Annotated in this window: 14 protein-coding genes; 6 read left to right on the forward strand and 8 right to left on the reverse strand. The window is 52.0% G+C overall.

The features are described from left to right. Nucleotides 1-6: 6 nt before the first annotated feature. Nucleotides 7-1,749, forward strand: coding sequence for a GTPase (locus IVG45_RS03990; RefSeq protein WP_196436598.1), 1,743 nt, complete (start codon nt 7-9; stop codon nt 1,747-1,749). Then, nucleotides 1,730-3,316 carry a GTPase gene (locus IVG45_RS03995; protein ID WP_196436599.1) on the forward strand — a complete coding sequence of 529 codons (1,587 nt, stop codon included), beginning with the start codon at nt 1,730-1,732 and terminating at the stop codon, nt 3,314-3,316. The genes IVG45_RS03990 and IVG45_RS03995 overlap by 20 nt, the downstream gene beginning before the upstream one ends. A 27-nt stretch (nt 3,317-3,343) precedes the next feature. Here the strand turns inward: IVG45_RS03995 and IVG45_RS04000 are convergent, their stop codons facing one another. The 3 genes from IVG45_RS04000 to IVG45_RS04010 are packed head-to-tail and all read right to left on the reverse strand — an operon-like array spanning nt 3,344 to nt 8,046. Continuing rightward, nucleotides 3,344-4,000: an MBL fold metallo-hydrolase gene (locus tag IVG45_RS04000; RefSeq protein ID WP_330165379.1), complete on the reverse strand. Its 657-nt coding sequence runs from the start codon at nt 3,998-4,000 to the stop codon at nt 3,344-3,346. Nucleotides 4,001-4,037: 37 nt separating this feature from the next. Next, nucleotides 4,038-5,219 carry a 2-oxoglutarate dehydrogenase complex dihydrolipoyllysine-residue succinyltransferase gene (gene odhB / locus IVG45_RS04005; protein WP_196436600.1) on the reverse strand — a complete coding sequence of 394 codons (1,182 nt, stop codon included), beginning with the start codon at nt 5,217-5,219 and terminating at the stop codon, nt 4,038-4,040. After that, complete coding sequence (locus tag IVG45_RS04010) at nt 5,209-8,046, reverse strand: 2-oxoglutarate dehydrogenase E1 component (protein ID WP_196436601.1); 2,838 nt, start codon at nt 8,044-8,046, stop codon at nt 5,209-5,211. The genes odhB and IVG45_RS04010 overlap by 11 nt, the downstream gene beginning before the upstream one ends. A gap of 47 nt (nt 8,047-8,093) precedes the next feature. On the opposite strand from IVG45_RS04010, the gene IVG45_RS04015 reads away from it, so the two are divergent. Beyond that, the gene (locus tag IVG45_RS04015) at nt 8,094-8,846 is read left to right on the forward strand and encodes a DUF2914 domain-containing protein (RefSeq protein ID WP_196436602.1); all 753 of its coding nucleotides are present in this window, start codon (nt 8,094-8,096) and stop codon (nt 8,844-8,846) included. Nucleotides 8,847-8,913: 67 nt separating this feature from the next. Then, nucleotides 8,914-9,231 carry an H-NS histone family protein gene (locus IVG45_RS04020; protein WP_196436603.1) on the forward strand — a complete coding sequence of 106 codons (318 nt, stop codon included), beginning with the start codon at nt 8,914-8,916 and terminating at the stop codon, nt 9,229-9,231. Here the strand turns inward: IVG45_RS04020 and IVG45_RS04025 are convergent. The 5 genes from IVG45_RS04025 to fae form a co-directional block, all read right to left on the reverse strand. Continuing rightward, nucleotides 9,224-10,012 carry an alpha/beta fold hydrolase gene (locus IVG45_RS04025; RefSeq protein WP_196436604.1) on the reverse strand — a complete coding sequence of 263 codons (789 nt, stop codon included), beginning with the start codon at nt 10,010-10,012 and terminating at the stop codon, nt 9,224-9,226. The genes IVG45_RS04020 and IVG45_RS04025 overlap by 8 nt on opposite strands. Further along, nucleotides 10,005-11,021: a M14 family zinc carboxypeptidase gene (locus IVG45_RS04030; RefSeq protein ID WP_196436605.1), complete on the reverse strand. Its 1,017-nt coding sequence runs from the start codon at nt 11,019-11,021 to the stop codon at nt 10,005-10,007. Before IVG45_RS04030 ends, IVG45_RS04025 begins: the two co-directional genes overlap by 8 nt. Before the next feature lie 7 nt (nt 11,022-11,028). Continuing rightward, nucleotides 11,029-12,753: a lysophospholipid acyltransferase family protein gene (locus IVG45_RS04035; protein WP_196436606.1), complete on the reverse strand. Its 1,725-nt coding sequence runs from the start codon at nt 12,751-12,753 to the stop codon at nt 11,029-11,031. Nucleotides 12,754-13,073: 320 nt separating this feature from the next. Continuing rightward, on the reverse strand, nt 13,074-14,300 hold the full coding sequence (locus IVG45_RS04040) for an IS256 family transposase (protein ID WP_196436607.1): 1,227 nt from the start codon (nt 14,298-14,300) through the stop codon (nt 13,074-13,076). 74 nt (nt 14,301-14,374) lie between these two features. Further along, on the reverse strand, nt 14,375-14,923 hold the full coding sequence (gene fae / locus IVG45_RS04045) for a formaldehyde-activating enzyme (protein WP_196436608.1): 549 nt from the start codon (nt 14,921-14,923) through the stop codon (nt 14,375-14,377). Nucleotides 14,924-15,135: 212 nt separating this feature from the next. On the opposite strand from fae, the gene IVG45_RS04050 reads away from it, so the two are divergent. Both IVG45_RS04050 and IVG45_RS04055 read left to right on the forward strand, forming a co-directional pair. Next, nucleotides 15,136-16,575: an ATP-binding protein gene (locus IVG45_RS04050; RefSeq protein ID WP_196436609.1), complete on the forward strand. Its 1,440-nt coding sequence runs from the start codon at nt 15,136-15,138 to the stop codon at nt 16,573-16,575. A 20-nt stretch (nt 16,576-16,595) separates the two neighbouring features. Then, nucleotides 16,596-17,282 carry a response regulator gene (locus IVG45_RS04055; RefSeq protein WP_230874745.1) on the forward strand — a complete coding sequence of 229 codons (687 nt, stop codon included), beginning with the start codon at nt 16,596-16,598 and terminating at the stop codon, nt 17,280-17,282. The last annotated feature ends 47 nt before the right edge of the window (nt 17,283-17,329 follow it).

The following is a 17,329-nucleotide window of genomic DNA, read 5'->3' on the forward strand; positions in this document are numbered from 1 at the left end:
TTTATCATGCTGGAATTTATCCAACTACTCAAATCGCGTTACCAGTCCGTACTTACGCAACTGGATAAAAGAGATCCCCAGTATTTTGAATATCAAACGCGCATGGAGCAACTGCTTTATGGCGAGGCATTCATACGCAAGGGGCTACTGATTGCCGATAAGCCGGGTTTTCCGTTGCAAATTGCGGTGATTGGCCCTACCCAGGCCGGTAAGAGTTCGATTGTGAATCTGTTGTTGAACAGCGATCTGGCCGGTGTTAGCCCGTTGGCCGGTTATACCGTGCATTCGCAGGGGTTTTGCCACCAGGTATCGGTCGATGATTGCGATGGATTGCAGCATTATTTTGGCCGTTTCCAATGTTTGGATCGGGCCGCGCTCAGTCGGAGCCGCTTCGATTGTTACGCCCTCGGCCCCAGTCTATCGGCTTCTTCCTTGTTGCCCGAATGCGTGGTGTGGGATACGCCGGACTTCGATTCGATCGATGCCGCCGATTATCGCGAGGGCGTGATTAGAACCATGGCCTTGGCCGACCTGATTGTGCTGGTGGTCAGCAAGGAAAAATACGCCGACCAGTCGGTGTGGGACGTGATGCAAACCATAGCGGCTTTCGGGCAGCCGACTCTGATTTGTCTGAATAAGCTGGCGGAAGGCAGCGAGACGCTGGTGCTGGAATCCCTGCGCCAGAAATGGCAACAAAGCCGGAACGAGCCGATGCCACCGGTCGTATCGATGCTGTTTCACAAACAGTCGGCCTTGCCAAGTTGGCCGGTTGCCGATACTCGGATTATTGCCAGTCTATTGAAACAGGTCGAACATAAGAAACAGCCGGCCTACCAGCAACAGTTGCTCAACCATTACTGGCCGCAGTGGCTGGAACCGGTATTTGCCGAGCATCGGAACCAGCACCATTGGGAAACTTTGGTCGACCAATGCATGGCTCGGGCGCTGACCGCCTATCGGCGCGATTTTCTCGATCATCCGCACCATTACCATACCTTTCAGGATGCATTGCTGAAGTTACTAAACTTACTGGAGATTCCTGGGCTGGCCAAGGCGCTCGGTAAAACCCGGCGGGTGATGACTTGGCCGATACGTAAACTAATGGCATTGGGGCAGGCTGGCTTCAACCCCAGTCCGGCCCAGGAAGTCGGCGTCTTGAATCAGATCGGCGACCATCTGATGATACAGCTGGCCGACAAATTATTGGAGATTACCGAATCGGAAGCGCTTTACGGTAGCTGGTGGCGCGAGAGTGCGTCTTTACTGAGACAAAAAAAGCCGGAACTGCTGCAAAGCTATCAACAAGGCGTTCTGGCTTATCACCAGGGCTTCAAGCAGGATGTCGACGCCGCCGCCCACCGCCTGTATTACAAGTTACAAGAGCAGCCCTTGGTGTTGAACAGTCTGCGCGCAACCCGGCTTTCAACAGACGCCGGGGCGTTGCTGTTGGCGATCCAGGCCGGCGGTATCGGTGTTCACGATCTGATCATTACGCCCATCATGTTAACCGTCACCTCATTACTGGCGGAAAGCGCTATCGGCGGTTATATGCACAAGGTCGAGGCCGAACTGAAACAACACCAATTGCAGACGGTTAATACCGCCCTATTCGAGAACTGTTTACGCGACCGGCTTTATCGATTGCCTGGGCAAAGCCATTCGCCAACGCGGTTCAATATCACCCAAGAACAATGCCTGCTTGCGGAACAAGCGCTGAAAGAGAAAAAACATGGTTTACGATTACTCTGACATCCTGGCCCAAGCTCAAAACTGGGCCGAAACAGCCCTCTCGGAAGGCCGTCTGAGTGCCGAGCGGGCCCGGGAATTATTGGCCATGGACCTGCGTTCTCCCGCGCAATTGTTTGGCGGTGCCGGCCATGAGGGTGTCAGACCATTGATCGTGGCCTTCATGGGCGGGACCGGAGTCGGCAAAAGCTCGTTGTTAAATCGGCTCGCCGGCCAAGCCATAGCCAGAGTCGGCGTGGAACGGCCCACCTCGCGCGAAGTCACCTTGTACCATTATCGAGCCTTATCTCCGCAACAATTGCCCGCCGGTTTGCCGCTGGATAGTATCAAAATCAATCAACACGACGATGCCGGCAACAGTAATATCGTCTGGATCGACATGCCGGATTTCGATAGCGTGGAACTGGCTAATAAAAGACTGGTATTGGAATGGTTGCCGCATATCGACGTGCTGCTGTACGTGGTCAGCCCTGAACGCTATCGCGACAATAAAGCCTGGCAGTTGTTACTGGCGGAGGGCGTCAAACACGCTTGGTTGTTTGTGATGAACCAGTGGGACAGGGGGCAATCGGTCCAATTCGACGATTTTAGGCGGCAGCTACATAAGGCCGGTTTCACCGATCCGCTGATATTTCGAACCAGTTGCGCCGAGCCCGACGGCGATGAATTCGCCGAATTATTACATCAGTTACAGGAGCTTTCCGGCCGACATAACATGGCCGAGCTTGTACTGCGCGGCGGCCAGTTGCGTAAGCAACAATTAATGCAGGTGTTGGGGCAATTGCTGAACGATTTTCCCGATCAAGCCCATGCGCAATGTCAGCAGGACTTGGAAACGCTCTGGCGGCAAGCAGAATCGCAATTATTTGAAGGTCTGTCTTGGCCTTTGCAGCAGCTTTCGCAGGCTTGGGCGGACAACCTGGGACAAAAAACCGAGATCCAGCTATGGGACGATTGGGCTCAGAATCGCTTGAACGACCTGCTGGATCAGCTGATATTGCAAGCGGCACAATCCGGCCTGCCCAGCAAACCCTTGAAAACCGCGTTGCATGGCGTACGTGAGCATGCCGGCGAAAATCTGACGGCCCGGGTTGAACTGGCCGGCCGCCAAGCCTTGGTGAAACCCGGCAATGCCATGCAGCGCTTTCTGATTCGATTCACCGCCGTTTGCGAAACCCTGTTGCCGTTAGTCGCCATGGGCGTGGTTGGTTATCAGGTGTTTAACGGTTATTATCACAGCGCCGCCGATGAAACCGCTCCGGCTTATTTGGGGGCTAATTTTGCGATTCACAGCGTGTTATTAATTGGACTTAGCTGGCTAATCCCGTATTTTCTACATCAAAAAATTCAGCCGTCGTTGCGGAAAGCCGCTTACAAGGGCGCGCGCAAGGGCTTTCGGCAAGGTTTGGCGACTGTTTTGGCGCAAATTCAACAGGCCTTGGATACCGAGCGCAAGCGTAATGACGTGTTGCGCCGGCAATTGCTGGCAATCATCGAACACTGTTCAACCGAAACGCCGGCTACGATTGACAAGCACGGCGTGTTGGGGAGGGCGTTGCTCGGCGTTTGAAAACGATGGCGGGTTGTCGGTAGACGCTTAACGCACCGCCACGAATGGATTGTTGCGCATTTCTTCGGCAAAGGTCGACATCGGGCCATGGCCGGGGATGAAGGCAATCTCGCCGCCCAGCGGCCACAGTTTTAGCCGGATAGAGTCGATCAGGGTTTGATAATCGCCGCGCGGAAAATCGGTGCGGCCGATCGAGCCTTTAAACAGCACGTCGCCGACCAGAGCCAGGCTGTCGCTGGCGCTATAAAACACTACATGGCCGGGGGTGTGGCCCGGGCAATGTATCACTTGCAATTCCGAGTCGCCGACAAGCACCTTGTCACCGTCGTTTAGCCAACGCGTGGGTTTAAAAGGTTCGCACTTCGGGAAGCCGAACATCTTGCATTGCTCGGCTAGGGCCTGAATCCAGAAATCATCTTCCCGTTGCGGACCGATAATTGGTAAATTCAGTAGTTTCGACAGTTCGGCGACACCGCCGACATGGTCCATGTGGCCGTGAGTCAGTAAAATCGATTCCAACGCAACCTGTTGTTGTTTGACTTCGGCCAGCAGCAGATCCAGATCGCCGCCGGGGTCGACCAACGCGGCCTTTTGGGTTTGTTCGCAGACCAGCAGCGTGCAGTTTTGTTGATAGGGTGTGACCGGGATGGTGGTGTACAGCATGATGTCGATTGAACAATGCAAGGCGCGCCGGTTCGCACTGGGCGCGCGTGGATGAGGTTTAGATATTCAGCAGCAAATGGGCCGGTGATTCCAGGGATTCCTTGATGATGCCAAGAAACTGCACCGCTTCCTTGCCGTCGACCAGTCGATGGTCATAGGACAAGGCTAGATACATGATGGGCCGGATCACGATCTCGCCGTTTTCCACTACCGGTCTGTCCTTGATGGCATGCATGCCCAAGATTGCGCATTGCGGTGGATTCAGAATCGGCGTGGACAGCATGGAGCCGAAGATGCCGCCGTTGGTAATGGTAAAGGTGCCGCCGCTCAAATCCTCGACGCTGATCGAACCGTTGCGGGCTTTGCTGCCGAAGTCGTGGATGCCTTTTTCGATGCCGGCAAAGTCCAGTTGGTCGGCATCGCGCAAAATCGGCACGATCAGTCCGCGCGGCGTGGTGACCGCGATACCGATGTCGTAATAGCCGTGATAGATAATGTCGTTGCCGTCGATGGAGGCATTGATGGCGGGGAAGCGCTTCAAGGCTTCGATGGAGGCCTTGACGAAAAAAGACATGAAACCCAGCTTGACGTTGTGTTTGGCTTCGAAGCGCTCCTTGTACTGATTGCGCAAGTCGATTACCGATTTCAGGTTGACTTCGTTAAAAGTGGTCAGCATGGCGGCGTTTTGCTGGGCTTGCAACAGGCGCTCGGCTACCTTGGCCCGTAACCGGGTCATCGGTACCCGTTGCTCGGGACGCAAACTGGCCACGGCGGTTGCCGATAACGGCGCATGGCTGGTTTCGGCGGCGGGGGTAGGTTCTTCGGGAGCGACCTGCTGTTCGTTCAAATAATCCAGTACATCGGTTTTCAAGATCCGGCCATGCTTGCCCGAACCGCTGATAACGGTAGGATTGAGCTCGTTTTCCGCCACCAGTTTGCGTACCGATGGGCTGAGCGGCGCTTCGTCCTTGACCGCCGGTTTAGCTTGAGTTTGTTTCGAGGCCTGGATATCCAGGGTTGCCAGCAGTTCGCCGGGCAGTACGATGTCACCGGGGGCTTTGACGATTTGTTTCAATATACCGTTATTGGGGGCGGGAACTTCCAATATTACTTTATCGGTTTCAAGGTCGGCCAGATTGTCGCCCGCGTCAACCCAATCGCCGGGTTGCTTGTGCCAAGCCACCAGCGTGGCATCGGACACCGATTCGGGTAGGCTGGGGACCAGAATGTCAAAACTCATGCTTTTTTCCTTCTCTGCTGCCATATAGGGCGGTGTGGACTACGGTTTTCTGTTCGTTCAAATGGGTTTTATAATTGCCTACCGCCGGTGCCGCCGACGGTACCCGTCCGGCATAAATCACCGGTATATTTTCATCGATGATCTCATAAAAATGGTGCTTGCTTTGATACCAAGCCCCCTGGTTTTTCGGTTCTTCCTGGCACCAGACCACCAGTTCCACATTGGGATATTTATCCAGTTCGTTTTTAAAATACTCATTCGGAAACGGATAAAGCTGTTCGATGCGGACAATGGCGACGTGCTTCAAATCGTCTTCGCGGCGCGCTTCCAGCAAGTCGTAATATACCTTGCCGCTACACAGGATCAAGCGAGTGACATGAAAGGGATCGATATCGTCGATTTCGCCGATTACCGGTAAAAACACGCCATCGGTTAATTCCTTCAGGCTGGAGACCGCCAGCTTATGTCTGAGCAGGCTTTTGGGGCTCATCACAATCAGGGGTTTGCGATATTCGCGCACCAGTTGCCTACGCAACAGGTGAAATATTTGGGCCGGTGTCGTCGGGTAGCAGACCTGGATGTTTTGGTCCGCGCACAATTGCAGATAGCGCTCTAATCTAGCCGAAGAATGTTCCGGGCCTTGGCCTTCGAATCCGTGCGGTAACAGCATTACCAGGCCGCTGAGTTTGCCCCACTTGGTCTCTCCGGAGCTGATGAATTGATCAATCACCACTTGCGCGCCGTTGGCGAAGTCGCCGAATTGCGCCTCCCAGATCACCAACTTGTCCGGCACGGTGGAACTGTAACCGTATTCGAAGCCGAGTACGCCGGCTTCCGACAACAGGGAATTGAAAATTTGGGCCCGGCCTTGGTTTTCGGTTAAAAATTTGAGCGGAATATGGTTGTCGCCGGTTAGTTGATTCAGCAGGATGGCATGGCGATGCGAAAAGGTGCCGCGGCCGATGTCTTGACCGGTCAACCTGACGTTATAGCCCTCGATCAGCAATGTGGCATAAGCCATATTTTCGGCAAAGCCCCAGTCCATCGCGAGTTCGCCATGGGCCATTTTGTTGCGGTCTTCCATGACTTTAGCGACCCTCGGATGCAGTTCGAAGCCTTTCGGAAGATCCTGCAGGCGTTGATTACAAAACTGGATGCGGTCCAATGGCACGGAGGTGTCGGCCGGTTGATCCCATTCTCGATTCTGGTATTTCTCCCAGCGCGCCGAATAGGAATAGCTATGGTTTTCCACGATAGGCCGTGAAACCACTTGGCCCTCGCTCAATTTTTGATAATACTCGTCTTCGATTGCATCGACGGCTTCATCGGTCAGTACGCCTTCCTTGATCAGTAGCTGGGCATACAATTGACGGGTGGGGGGAAGATTACGTATTTTTTGGTACATCATGGGCTGGGTGGCGGCCGGCTCGTCGGCTTCGTTGTGGCCCAGTCGACGATAGCAAATCAAGTCGATTACCACATCCTTATGAAAGGTCATCCGGTAATCCAGTGCCAACTGGGTGATGAAGGCCACCGCCTCGGGGTCGTCGCCGTTGACATGAAACACCGGTGCCTGAATCATGTTGGCGACATCCGTGCAATACAGCGTGGAGCGGGCATCGAACGGATTGCTGGTGGTGAAACCGATCTGGTTGTTGATGACGATGTGCACCGTGCCGCCGGTATTGAAGGCGCGGGTTTCCGACATGTTCAGGGTTTCCATCACGATGCCCTGGCCGGCGAACGAGGCGTCGCCGTGTATCAGTACCGGAACGATCGCATCAATGCCGTCAATCCCATGTCTGTCCTGTCTGGCCTTGACCGAGCCTTCCACCACCGGATTGATGATTTCAAGGTGCGAGGGATTGAATGCCAGGGTCAAATGAATCGGTCCGCCTGGCGTGGCGATATTGGAGGAAAAACCCATGTGGTATTTGACGTCGCCCGTCAGCACGCCTGGCGATGAAGTGTGCGTGCCTTCGAACTCGCCGAATAACACGGCCGGACTCTTGCCGAGCACATTGACCAGCACGTTCAAGCGGCCGCGATGAGCCATGCCGAGCACCATTTCACGAACCTTGTTTTCCCCCGCCCGCTGAATTAGTTCGTCCAGGATGGGGATCAGCGATTCGCCGCCTTCCAGCGAAAAGCGTTTTTGGCCGACGTATTTGCGATGCAGGTATTTTTCCAGGCCTTCGGCGGCCGTCAACAGTTTTAACAGGCCAATGCGCTTTTCCGGATGGCTGGCATAGTCCGGTTTGGCGCCTTCCAGTTTTTTTCTGATCCAGTTTTTGGGTTCGGCATCCACGATATGCATGAACTCGCTACCGATGCTGCCGCAATAAATCTCCCGCAGGGTTTGGATGATGGCGTGCAAGGGTAGTCTGTCGATGCCGCACAATCCGCCGGTATCGAACAGGGTGTTCATGTCGGCTTGGGTTAGGCCGTAGTAGATCGGCTCCAGGTCGGCCGGCATGGTGTTGGGATTGCCCAATGGATTGTTGGCGGCAATCTGGTGGCCCTTGACCCGGTAATGATTGATCAGGCGGGCAACGGCCGATTGCTTTTTGACGCTTTGTTCGGTGAAGCCTTGCATTTTGGCCAGCTTGCCCGGTTCGGAGATGGCCAGTTTTTCGAAGCGCTCAACGATCACGCTATGTGGGGTGTCATCGGTTGAACCGCAGTGTATGTCGTCAAAGCGCTGTCGCCAATTCTCGCTGACCGATTCAGGATTGCTCAGGTACTGCTCGTAGAGGTATTCGATGTAGTTGGCATTGCCGCCATACAATGCCGAGGATTCTTCAAACAGTTTAAGCAGGTTGCTCATGCGACATCCCAGTTTCAGCAAGTCAGGAGCATTATGGTAGAGCTAAAATGGTATATTACCAAGGGAAAAATGCAGCAAAAACGCGCGTTCCGGCAGTCGGCGGAACAGGCGCAATTTTAGTCGGATTAAAGAGAACCGGTATGGCGGAAAATAGAGTGGTTATTAAGATAAATTACGACAAGGATAAACATAGAAAGGAGCTCATCGATCCCAAAATGGTGACTGTCTGGCATACGAAGCGGATATTGGTGGCGGCTGTTATTCTGCTGCTATTAATAATACTGATTTTTTCCTGGTTTTCCGTCGGTGAGACTAGCCGGCAAAATCAGTCGGTGCCGGAAGTTTCACCTAATCTCGCCGAGGCACTTCCGCAATCGGTGGCTGCCGATAGGTCCGCAATAAAACCGCTTCCTGGCGGGCAGGATACTCAAGCCACGCAAGGAAGTCGTCCGCCCGCTATTATTCTGGATAAGCGGGTTGTTAGGGCTTCTATTAATAGCGTGATAAAAAACAATGAGCCAGGTGAACCGATTAAATCGCCGGTGACTATCGAACCGAATCAAACTCTTGAATTGTTTTATTTTAGTGAAATTAAAAACATGAAGGATAAGGTTTTATTCCATCATTGGTTTAAGAATGGCCAAGCGGTTTATAAAAAACAATTAGATATTAAAGCCAACAAATCCAAGCTTATATCCAGCAGGAAACTAACGGCTAAAGATAGTGGTGATTGGCAGGTGGTGTTAATCGATAAAAAGGGCAAGTTGTTTAGCGAGGTTAATTTTTCAGTGAATCCTTAATAGTTGTTTATTATTATTTTGATTGAATGTTATAATTAATCCGCTTTTTTTGATTTACGAGGAAAATATGACTGATTTTAACAATCTCTCTGAGACTGAAATACAGGCCCTTATTGAGAATGCAGGGAAGGCCTTGAAAGAAAGGCAATCTAGCAAACGTAAGGAAGTGATTGCGCAAATAAAAGATTTGGCTGCGTCGATTGGCGTGACGGTGGATATTCATGACGGCGATAAAAAAGCCGAAAGAAAAGCCGGTAAAGTGGCCGCCAGATACCGCAATCCGGCGGATGCGACGCAAACCTGGACAGGTCGTGGCCTTGCGCCAAAATGGATGCAAGAATTATTGGCCGCCGGGCGCGATAAGTCCGAGTTTGAGATTAAATAGTCCGCGCATCGTCGCGAAGTTGTTTGATCCAAGCTTCCAGACGATCCGCAACCCATGCGCCGTCGTCTAGTGTCAGATCGTGACCGGCCCAGGGATGAGTCTCCAGTTGCAGCTGCCATTTTTGTTGTAGGGCGCTAGAACAGGCCGGGGCGACCAAGCGGTCGCCCCGGCCGTTCAATAGTAAAATGGGTGGCTCGGGTTTTTCATCACCCGGACGATAATGGGCTGCGGCCGTTATTTGTCTTAGACTGTTGCGTAAACTGACAGGCCGAGCCCGCTGTATTTTTTCCCATTTCAACGCAATTTCTCGATCCCAATCTCGGCGATTGGCCACCCATTCGAGGATGGCTAATTCTCGTCGATACAGATTCGGCAACAGCATGATTTTGAAGAAATCGGGGTAACTCTGCCAACGCATGCGCCGATAAAACGGACTTAGGCTGGCTAGACTGGTGTTAATCAACGCCGCGCCGCAAATATCGTCGGGATGCCGCAGCATCCATTCCCATGTCAGCATACCACCCAGCGACAAACCCACTACGGTCAAGGGTCGACTCAGTAAACCTTGTTCCAGAGCCTGTTTGCGCACGGATTCGGTGATTTCATCCATCCGGCATGGGCAGGTTTGCCGATAAAGCCGGCCGGTACCCGGTAAGTCCAGGGTAGTGATGCGAGCGCTTGGAAAGCGTGATTGCAACAAGGGTAAAAATGCTCCCCAATGCGCCGCTTCGCGAGATAGGCCTCGTAATAACAGCCAGTTTTGCCCGATATCGTTATGCATACCAAAGTGCCAAGGCCTGCTGCCTGTTCATATTGAGTTGCCCGGAATCCAATCGCGACCATTTTGCCGGATACAGCAGACTTCGATACAAAAAATCAAACAGGGTGAAATGCCGCCGCAAAATCCGTTGCTGCCGATGCGGTAACAATGGATGGAATAAACCGTGGCGTTGGAACAAATGCAAGGGACTTTTACGCAGCCAGAGCCAGGAGCCCATTTCCAGTGTCAACGGCAGAAACAGGCCTTGCCGGTTATCGGATTGACTAAAACTATCGTACAGATAATCCCACAAATCGCCGTTGATCACATATTCCTGGCTCATGGGTTCGATTTTATAAAAATGATTCGGATAGCAACGGTCAAACAGGCTTTTCAATGCATGGGCTTCGGCGATGTCGGGAAACGGTTGTTTGCGGGACGCATAGGGAAACCATAAGCGGTCGTGAATACCAAAGCCTGAATGTAAATCCAATGCGATCGATAGCGGCGCGTTGGTTACATGGCGTTGCACCACTTGGCATAAGGCTTGGGCTTCGGCCTCCATTTGGGAGCCGTCACCGCGATACCAGGGTAACCTAGGGCTTAGGCGATGGCCACTATATAGTTTGGTGTTGCCCGAGCCCTCGATCGGCGCATTGCGCATCAAGTCGACGCCGTTAGCGTTACAGCGAGTGCCGCGGAAAACTCCAACCGGATTGACAATCGGCATAAACACCAACCGGGAGCGTTCAAGACGCTGGGCAAACTCTTCATCCCAGTCCAACAATTGAATGATGGTTTGCAGGTAAGACAAAATCACTTCCGAGCCGATTTTCTCCAAGCCATGCACGCCGCCGAAAAATGCCAGGACCGGCACATCGCTACGCATGGAACCCATCACGATGCTGTAAATCGGAAATTCACGGGCCTTAAATGGAATCAAGCCGACTGTCTCCACCCTCGCTCGATCACCGAGCTGCTGGATCACTGTTTCCAGTTGCTCCAGCTCGGTAAATGCTTGGTTCAGCATATCGGTATTAATGGTCTGTTAACGCGCTTTCGATATAGCGCAGGCGTTTTTTCGGGGCGATTTTGTCGATTTCGACCATGATCAGGCTGTCGATGCAGTTATTGAAATCGGGATCGATATTGAAGTCGATGAAATGGCAGCCTTTATCCACGCAGAGTTCTACATATTGTTTGTACAGCGTGGGGACTTTAACGCCGAGTTTTTTCAACTCACTATTCAGAATTTTAAAGCTGGTCGAATAATCGCCATTAAATTCATGTGCGGCAAATTGCCGGCATTGCTCGGAAATCACAAACGGTGTCTTGGCATTGGCGCGGGGAAGGTCGGAGCCGAATTGCTGTTTATAAAAACCGATGATCAGTTCCTTGGCGAGTTGTGGATAGGCATTACTGATACTGACCGGGCCGAATAAGTACTTGATGTCCGGTTGTTCGCGCAGATAAGCGCCGATGCCGTACCAAAGATATTCCAGGCTATGTTGCCCCCAGTAACGAGGCTGAACGAAGCTGCGGCCTAATTCGATGCTATAAGGCAAATAATCGGCAAATTCGCCGTGTAAATCGAACAAGGTGCTGCTGTAAAAGCCCTCTACGCCATGGCTGGCCATGATTTTCGGTCCTTCGCCGATCCGGTAAGCGCCGACGATCTCCAGCGCGAGGTCATCCCACAGCACGATATGGCTGTAATATACGTCGAATTTATCCAGATCCAATGCCTGGCCGGTACCTTCCTCCACGGTTCTGAAGGTTAATTCCCGCAGGCGGGCAATTTCGCGCATCACCGGACAATCATCCTGAAATTGGTACAGGAAAATTTTTTTACCGTCGCGGGTTTCGCCCAGCAGGCGAGACTGAAACAAGGCCTTCTTAACCGCTTTGACATCCAGCGGATGCAGCACGGTTTCGAAGGTTTCAAACAGCGGTGCCTTGTTCTTTTTACCCAGGTTTAAAACGTGTTTGCGAAAGCGTTGGCTAAGTTGCTTGTTGGTTTGCACGCTGTCGGCGATCACGCTATGCGGGATGGGGGCGCCTACCTTGAATTTGATCTCCTGATTTTTTTTGTTGAACATTTCCTTAACTAACAGCATGGTCCCCAGCGGTTTGTAAATAGTGGACATGCTGTAAAAAAAGGCCGAATTCTTGGCCTTGATATGAATCGGCAGAATCGGGCAGTGGGCTTTTTTTGCCAGTTTGATGAAACCGGTTTGCCATTTGCCGTCGCGTATGCCTTTCGGCGTGATACGCGAGACTTCGCCGGCCGGAAACATGATCACCGCTTCTTCCTTTTCCAGCGCATCCAGCATGGCTTTATAACTGTCTTTCAAGCTTTTCTTGTCGGACAACACATCGACCGGCAGGAATATCGATTGCAGCGGTTGCATATGTGACAGCACACGATTGGCGACGATGCGCACATCCGGCCGCACCGAACGAATCAGTTTAACCAGCGCCAACCCGTCCAAGGTACCTATCGGGTGATTGGCTACGATCAGCAATCGGCCTTCGGAGGGAATGTTGCCATAGGAGTCGTTGCTGATCTGATAGTTGAAATTGAAGTAACTCAACAATTTATCCAGAAAGGCAAAGCCGCGCAGATGCTGGTTTTTGCCGATCACGTCGTTGAAGTCGTCTTCGTGTAGTAGCTTTTTCAAGGCTTTGACGGCTAGTTTATTATCCTTGCCGAATTTAAAGTCGGGGTAGGTTTCCTGCAATATGCGTTCGGCATCAATCATTGATGTTGATCCAGTAATAAAGTTTCCACGAGTAACCCGCACAGCCTAATCCGGTAACATGACAGGAATATGACAGCAGCCTCGCCCTGATTGGGCGCGGAGTAATTGGAAAAGGGAAACTAAAAAGGCTAATAATTGCGTGGCCGAATTATTAAAAATTTAATGTATAGGGGCGATGAGGTGTTGAGGTGTTGAGCGTGCATTCGCTCCGAACAACAAGCCGGGCGGGAAAGTAACAAGTAGGATAGGGGGAGAAACAAATCCTACTCGTTGGACCTTTGGGGGTGAAGGTGTCCTGAATTTTGTGTAAACGGGTTTAATTAACGGTTTGGCATCCGGTCGTCGAACTGAATGCTAAACCGATTTAAAGCCGCTTTCCAGTCATGCAATGGCATGGTCCATTTTTTACTGATATTCATCAGCGCCAGATAAAACAGTTTCGATAATGCCTCGTCATTGGGGAAAGAGCCACGATTTTTGGTGATTTTCCTCAGGCTCATATTGACCGACTCAATGGCATTGGTGGTGTAGATGATTCGGCGTATTTCCGGCGGATAGTCGAAAAACGGGATGACCCGACTCCAGTTACGCCGCCATATCTGGGCAATCGAAGGATAATCGCCATTCCATTGTGCCTCGAACTCAGCCAATTGCTGCTCGGCTTCTGCAACGGTAGCCGATTGATAAATCCGCTTGAGGTCATCGGCAATCCGTTTGCGCATTTTCCAATTGACATAGTTCAGGCTGTTACGCACCAGATGGACGATGCAAAGCTGAACGGCGGTTTGCGGATAAACGGTTTCGATGGCTTCGGGAAACCCTTTCAGCCCATCGACACAGGCGATAAAAATGTCCTGCACGCCGCGATTTTTCAGTTCGGTGACCACCTGTAACCAGAACTTAGCCCCTTCGGTTTGGGCGATCCATAACCCCAGAACTTCCTTCTCGCCATTCAGATTGATACCAATCGCCAGATAGACGGCTTTGACCCGCACAGCGCCGGTATCGCGCACTTTGACGTGTATGCAGTCGAGATAGACAATGGGATAAACCGGTTCCAGCGGGCGCGATTGCCAGGTTTTAACTTCATCGGCTACCGCATCGGTGACCGAGGAAATCAACGAAGGCGAAACCTCGGTGCCATACAGCTCTTCCAGATGACTCTGAATTTCTCGGACCGTCATTCCACGCGCATACAGCGAAATGATCTTGTCGTCGAAGCCAATCCAGCGCGTTTGATGTTTGGCGACGATTTGCGGCTCGAAGCTGCCATGACGGTCACGCGGAATCTCAATCGGTAATTCGCCGAAGTCGCCTTTCAGGTTTTTTCGGCTTTTGCCATTACGGGCATTGCCACTCGGATTGGTGATGGGGTCATGCTTGGCGTGGCCCAGATGTTCGGTCAGTTCGGCTTCCAACGCACGTTCCACCAGCGCCTTGGTTAATTGCTTCAACAGACCGTTTTCACCAATCAGGTCTTCGGGTTTTTGATAACCCGATAGCAAGGTATCGAGCAATTCGGTTGGGATGGATTTTAATACGGTCATTTTTGCTCCTTTAAGGATCGGCAGTTTCCCGCCTAATGGCCGTTTACACAAAAATTCTTACACCCTCTTGGGGGTTAGATTTTACCGTCCAAACCCATTTGAAAATATTTGTGAGTGATCTTGTCCTGGTTTTCCAATAGCCAGTCTATATCCGGAGCATGGGTCATGGCTTTGTGTATGGCTTGCGCCATGGCTTTACGATGAATATCAAACAAAATCCGGTGATCCAGGCTGTCGTCCTTGATGACACTGGGATTGAGCCAAACCGAGCAAATAATCCCCAGATCGTTGGCTTTTTCCTTTGGAATATCGCCCGCGCGGACCGCATCCAGTACGCCGTTGGCTATCGCCGCTTGCACCGTACCCATCAAAATATTGGTATAGCGGCTGTTTTTAACCGTGACCTTACTGACCATTAGCGTCACCGGTCTGACTTGGATGTCGGTGTTTAACAGCGCAAACACCCGGCTGTGGCCTTTAACCTGGTCACCGGTCAGTGTTGCCAACGCCACGCCCACTGGACCATCGAGTTCGCCGATAATGACTTCAGGCTCCGCCGCGGTACCCGGTGGCCCTCCGGCTACCAAGGCTTCACCCGTTCGCATGATGATTCGATTACTCATATATTCTCCAGGATTAATTTTTTTTATTCCCGCCGCTTGGGCGGATTGAAAGGAAAACTTACTATGTAGCGGATAACAGTACAACCGTTGATTCCGGTTTGATTGAATAAAATAGGCGCCAATTTCCGCCACGTCGACCTTGTGTTGAAGCGCCATCATACTTTTTGCACATTCGCAAACAATACTAAAACATTCGATTAACGAGCCGCGCCGTGTACAAATCCATTCGAGTCAAATTATTCCTAGCCTTTCTGTTAACGACATTACTGGTTGTGGGCGGGATGTATCTTTTCATGCGTTGGTCGCTGGACCGAGGCTTTAATGAGCTTATCGAGTCTCGCCAAAGCGAACGGGTGGCTAATTTGGTGGAAAGTTTATCCGAATACTACGCCGATGCGGGCAGTTGGGAGCCGCTGGCCGAAAACAAGAAAAAATGGATCCAATTGCTTCTGCAATCGGATAGTCGTCGTCACCGGCATCCGAGGCCGTGGATGTTAAAGGCCATGTCGGAGCCTTCGAATAGCTGGCCCCCCGCCGAAGCAGAGAACGGGAACGATAACAGGCGCTTCAAGCCCTTGGAGTTGCGGGTCATGTTATTGCGCCAGGATAGGTCAATTGTCTTCGGGCGGTCGGATACGCTATCTCAATTAAAGCTCGAGCCTATAAAATACCAGGATCAAGTCATTGGTTTTCTCGGGGTATTGCCGGGCAAACCGGACAACCAGTTCGGAGAACTCAGATTCATGGAGCGGCAGGCGAAAGCCTTTGGCTGGATTGCGCTGTTAATGATCGCGCTTTCCGCCGGCTTGGCCGTGACTTTGGCTTATATCTTGGGGCGGCCGATCAAGCGCATTGCCGTAGCGGCCAAACAGCTGGCCGTGGGTCGCTATAATGTACGGCTGCCGGTCGAATCCGCCGACGAACTGGGTCAATTGGCCCGCGATTTTAACGAAATGGCAGCTGCCCTGGAGCAATCTGAACAAGCCAGGCGGCGTTGGGTTGCCGATATTTCACATGAATTACGGACACCGATGGCCGTATTGCGCGGCGAATTGGAAGCTTTGCAGGACGGTATACGGCCCATGAACCGCGAAGCCATCGATTCATTGTTAAACGATGTGATGCGTTTAAACCGGCTGACGGAAGACCTTTATCAACTGGCTCTTTCCGATCAGGGGGCGTTGACTTATCACAAGGCTATTGTCGATCCGGTGATGATCCTAAAAGATGACGTGGCCGCCCTGAGGCAGGAATTCGATAATAAGCGGATCAGCGTGAATTTGACGGACACTCTACCTCGGGCTGTCGGTCTTTATGCCGACCCGGATCGGTTATCGCAATTGTTCCGAAATTTGCTGAACAATAGCGCCAACTATACCGACAGCGGCGGCCGTTTGGACATCAGCATCGGCAAAAGGGCGGATAGGTTGTTGATACAAATGGCCGACAGTGCGCCGGGGGTTTCCGAACAGGAAAGGGATAAACTATTCGATCGCTTTTATCGGGTCGAAAGTTCGCGCAGCAGGCATCACGGCGGTGCCGGCCTGGGCTTGGCCATTTGCCGAAACATAGTGGCCGCCCATAACGGCGGCATCGAAGCCCATGCTTCGGAACTGGGTGGGCTGTCCATAGAGATTGAATTACCGATCTAATCAGGATTATGAACGACCTCATGCACATTTTGATCGTCGAAGATGAAGAAAAATTGGCCAAGCTGGCGGCCGATTATTTGCGTAATGCCGGTTTTTCCACCGAAACCTTGGAAAATGGCGACGCTGTCGTGCCTCGAGTCAAGCAACGGCCGCCCGATCTGATTTTGCTGGATTTGATGCTGCCCGGCCGCGACGGCTTGAGCCTTTGCGCTGAGATCCGACGTTTTAGCCGTGTACCCATCATTATGGTGACCGCGCGCATTGAGGAAATCGATCGTCTGCTTGGCCTGGAAATGGGCGCCGACGACTATATTTGCAAACCCTACAGTCCGAGGGAAATGGTGGCTCGCGTCAAGGCGGTGCTGCGCCGATTGCAGCCTCAAGCAGGCGAAAATTACCATGCCGATGTTTTAACCCTTGATGCCAACAGTTTCCGGATACTGGCCGCCGGGCGTGAAATCGAACTGACCTCGGTCGAGTTTCAACTGCTGCAAACCTTATACCGGCATCCCGGCCATATCTTTTCCCGCTCCAAACTAATGGATCTGATTTATCAAGATCAGCGTATCGTTTCGGATCGGACCATCGACAGCCACATCAAGAAACTACGGAAAAAACTGGAAGAACTATTGCCCGGCCAGGAACTGATTCATTCCGTCTATGGCGCCGGTTACCGATATGAGCGCTATCAAGCAGGCACGAATTGAATTTGCACAATCTTTCCTCAATTGCTCCAAAGTGTTTGCGATTTTCA

The organism is Methylomonas sp. LL1 (assembly GCF_015711015.1).
Lineage (GTDB): Bacteria > Pseudomonadota > Gammaproteobacteria > Methylococcales > Methylomonadaceae > Methylomonas.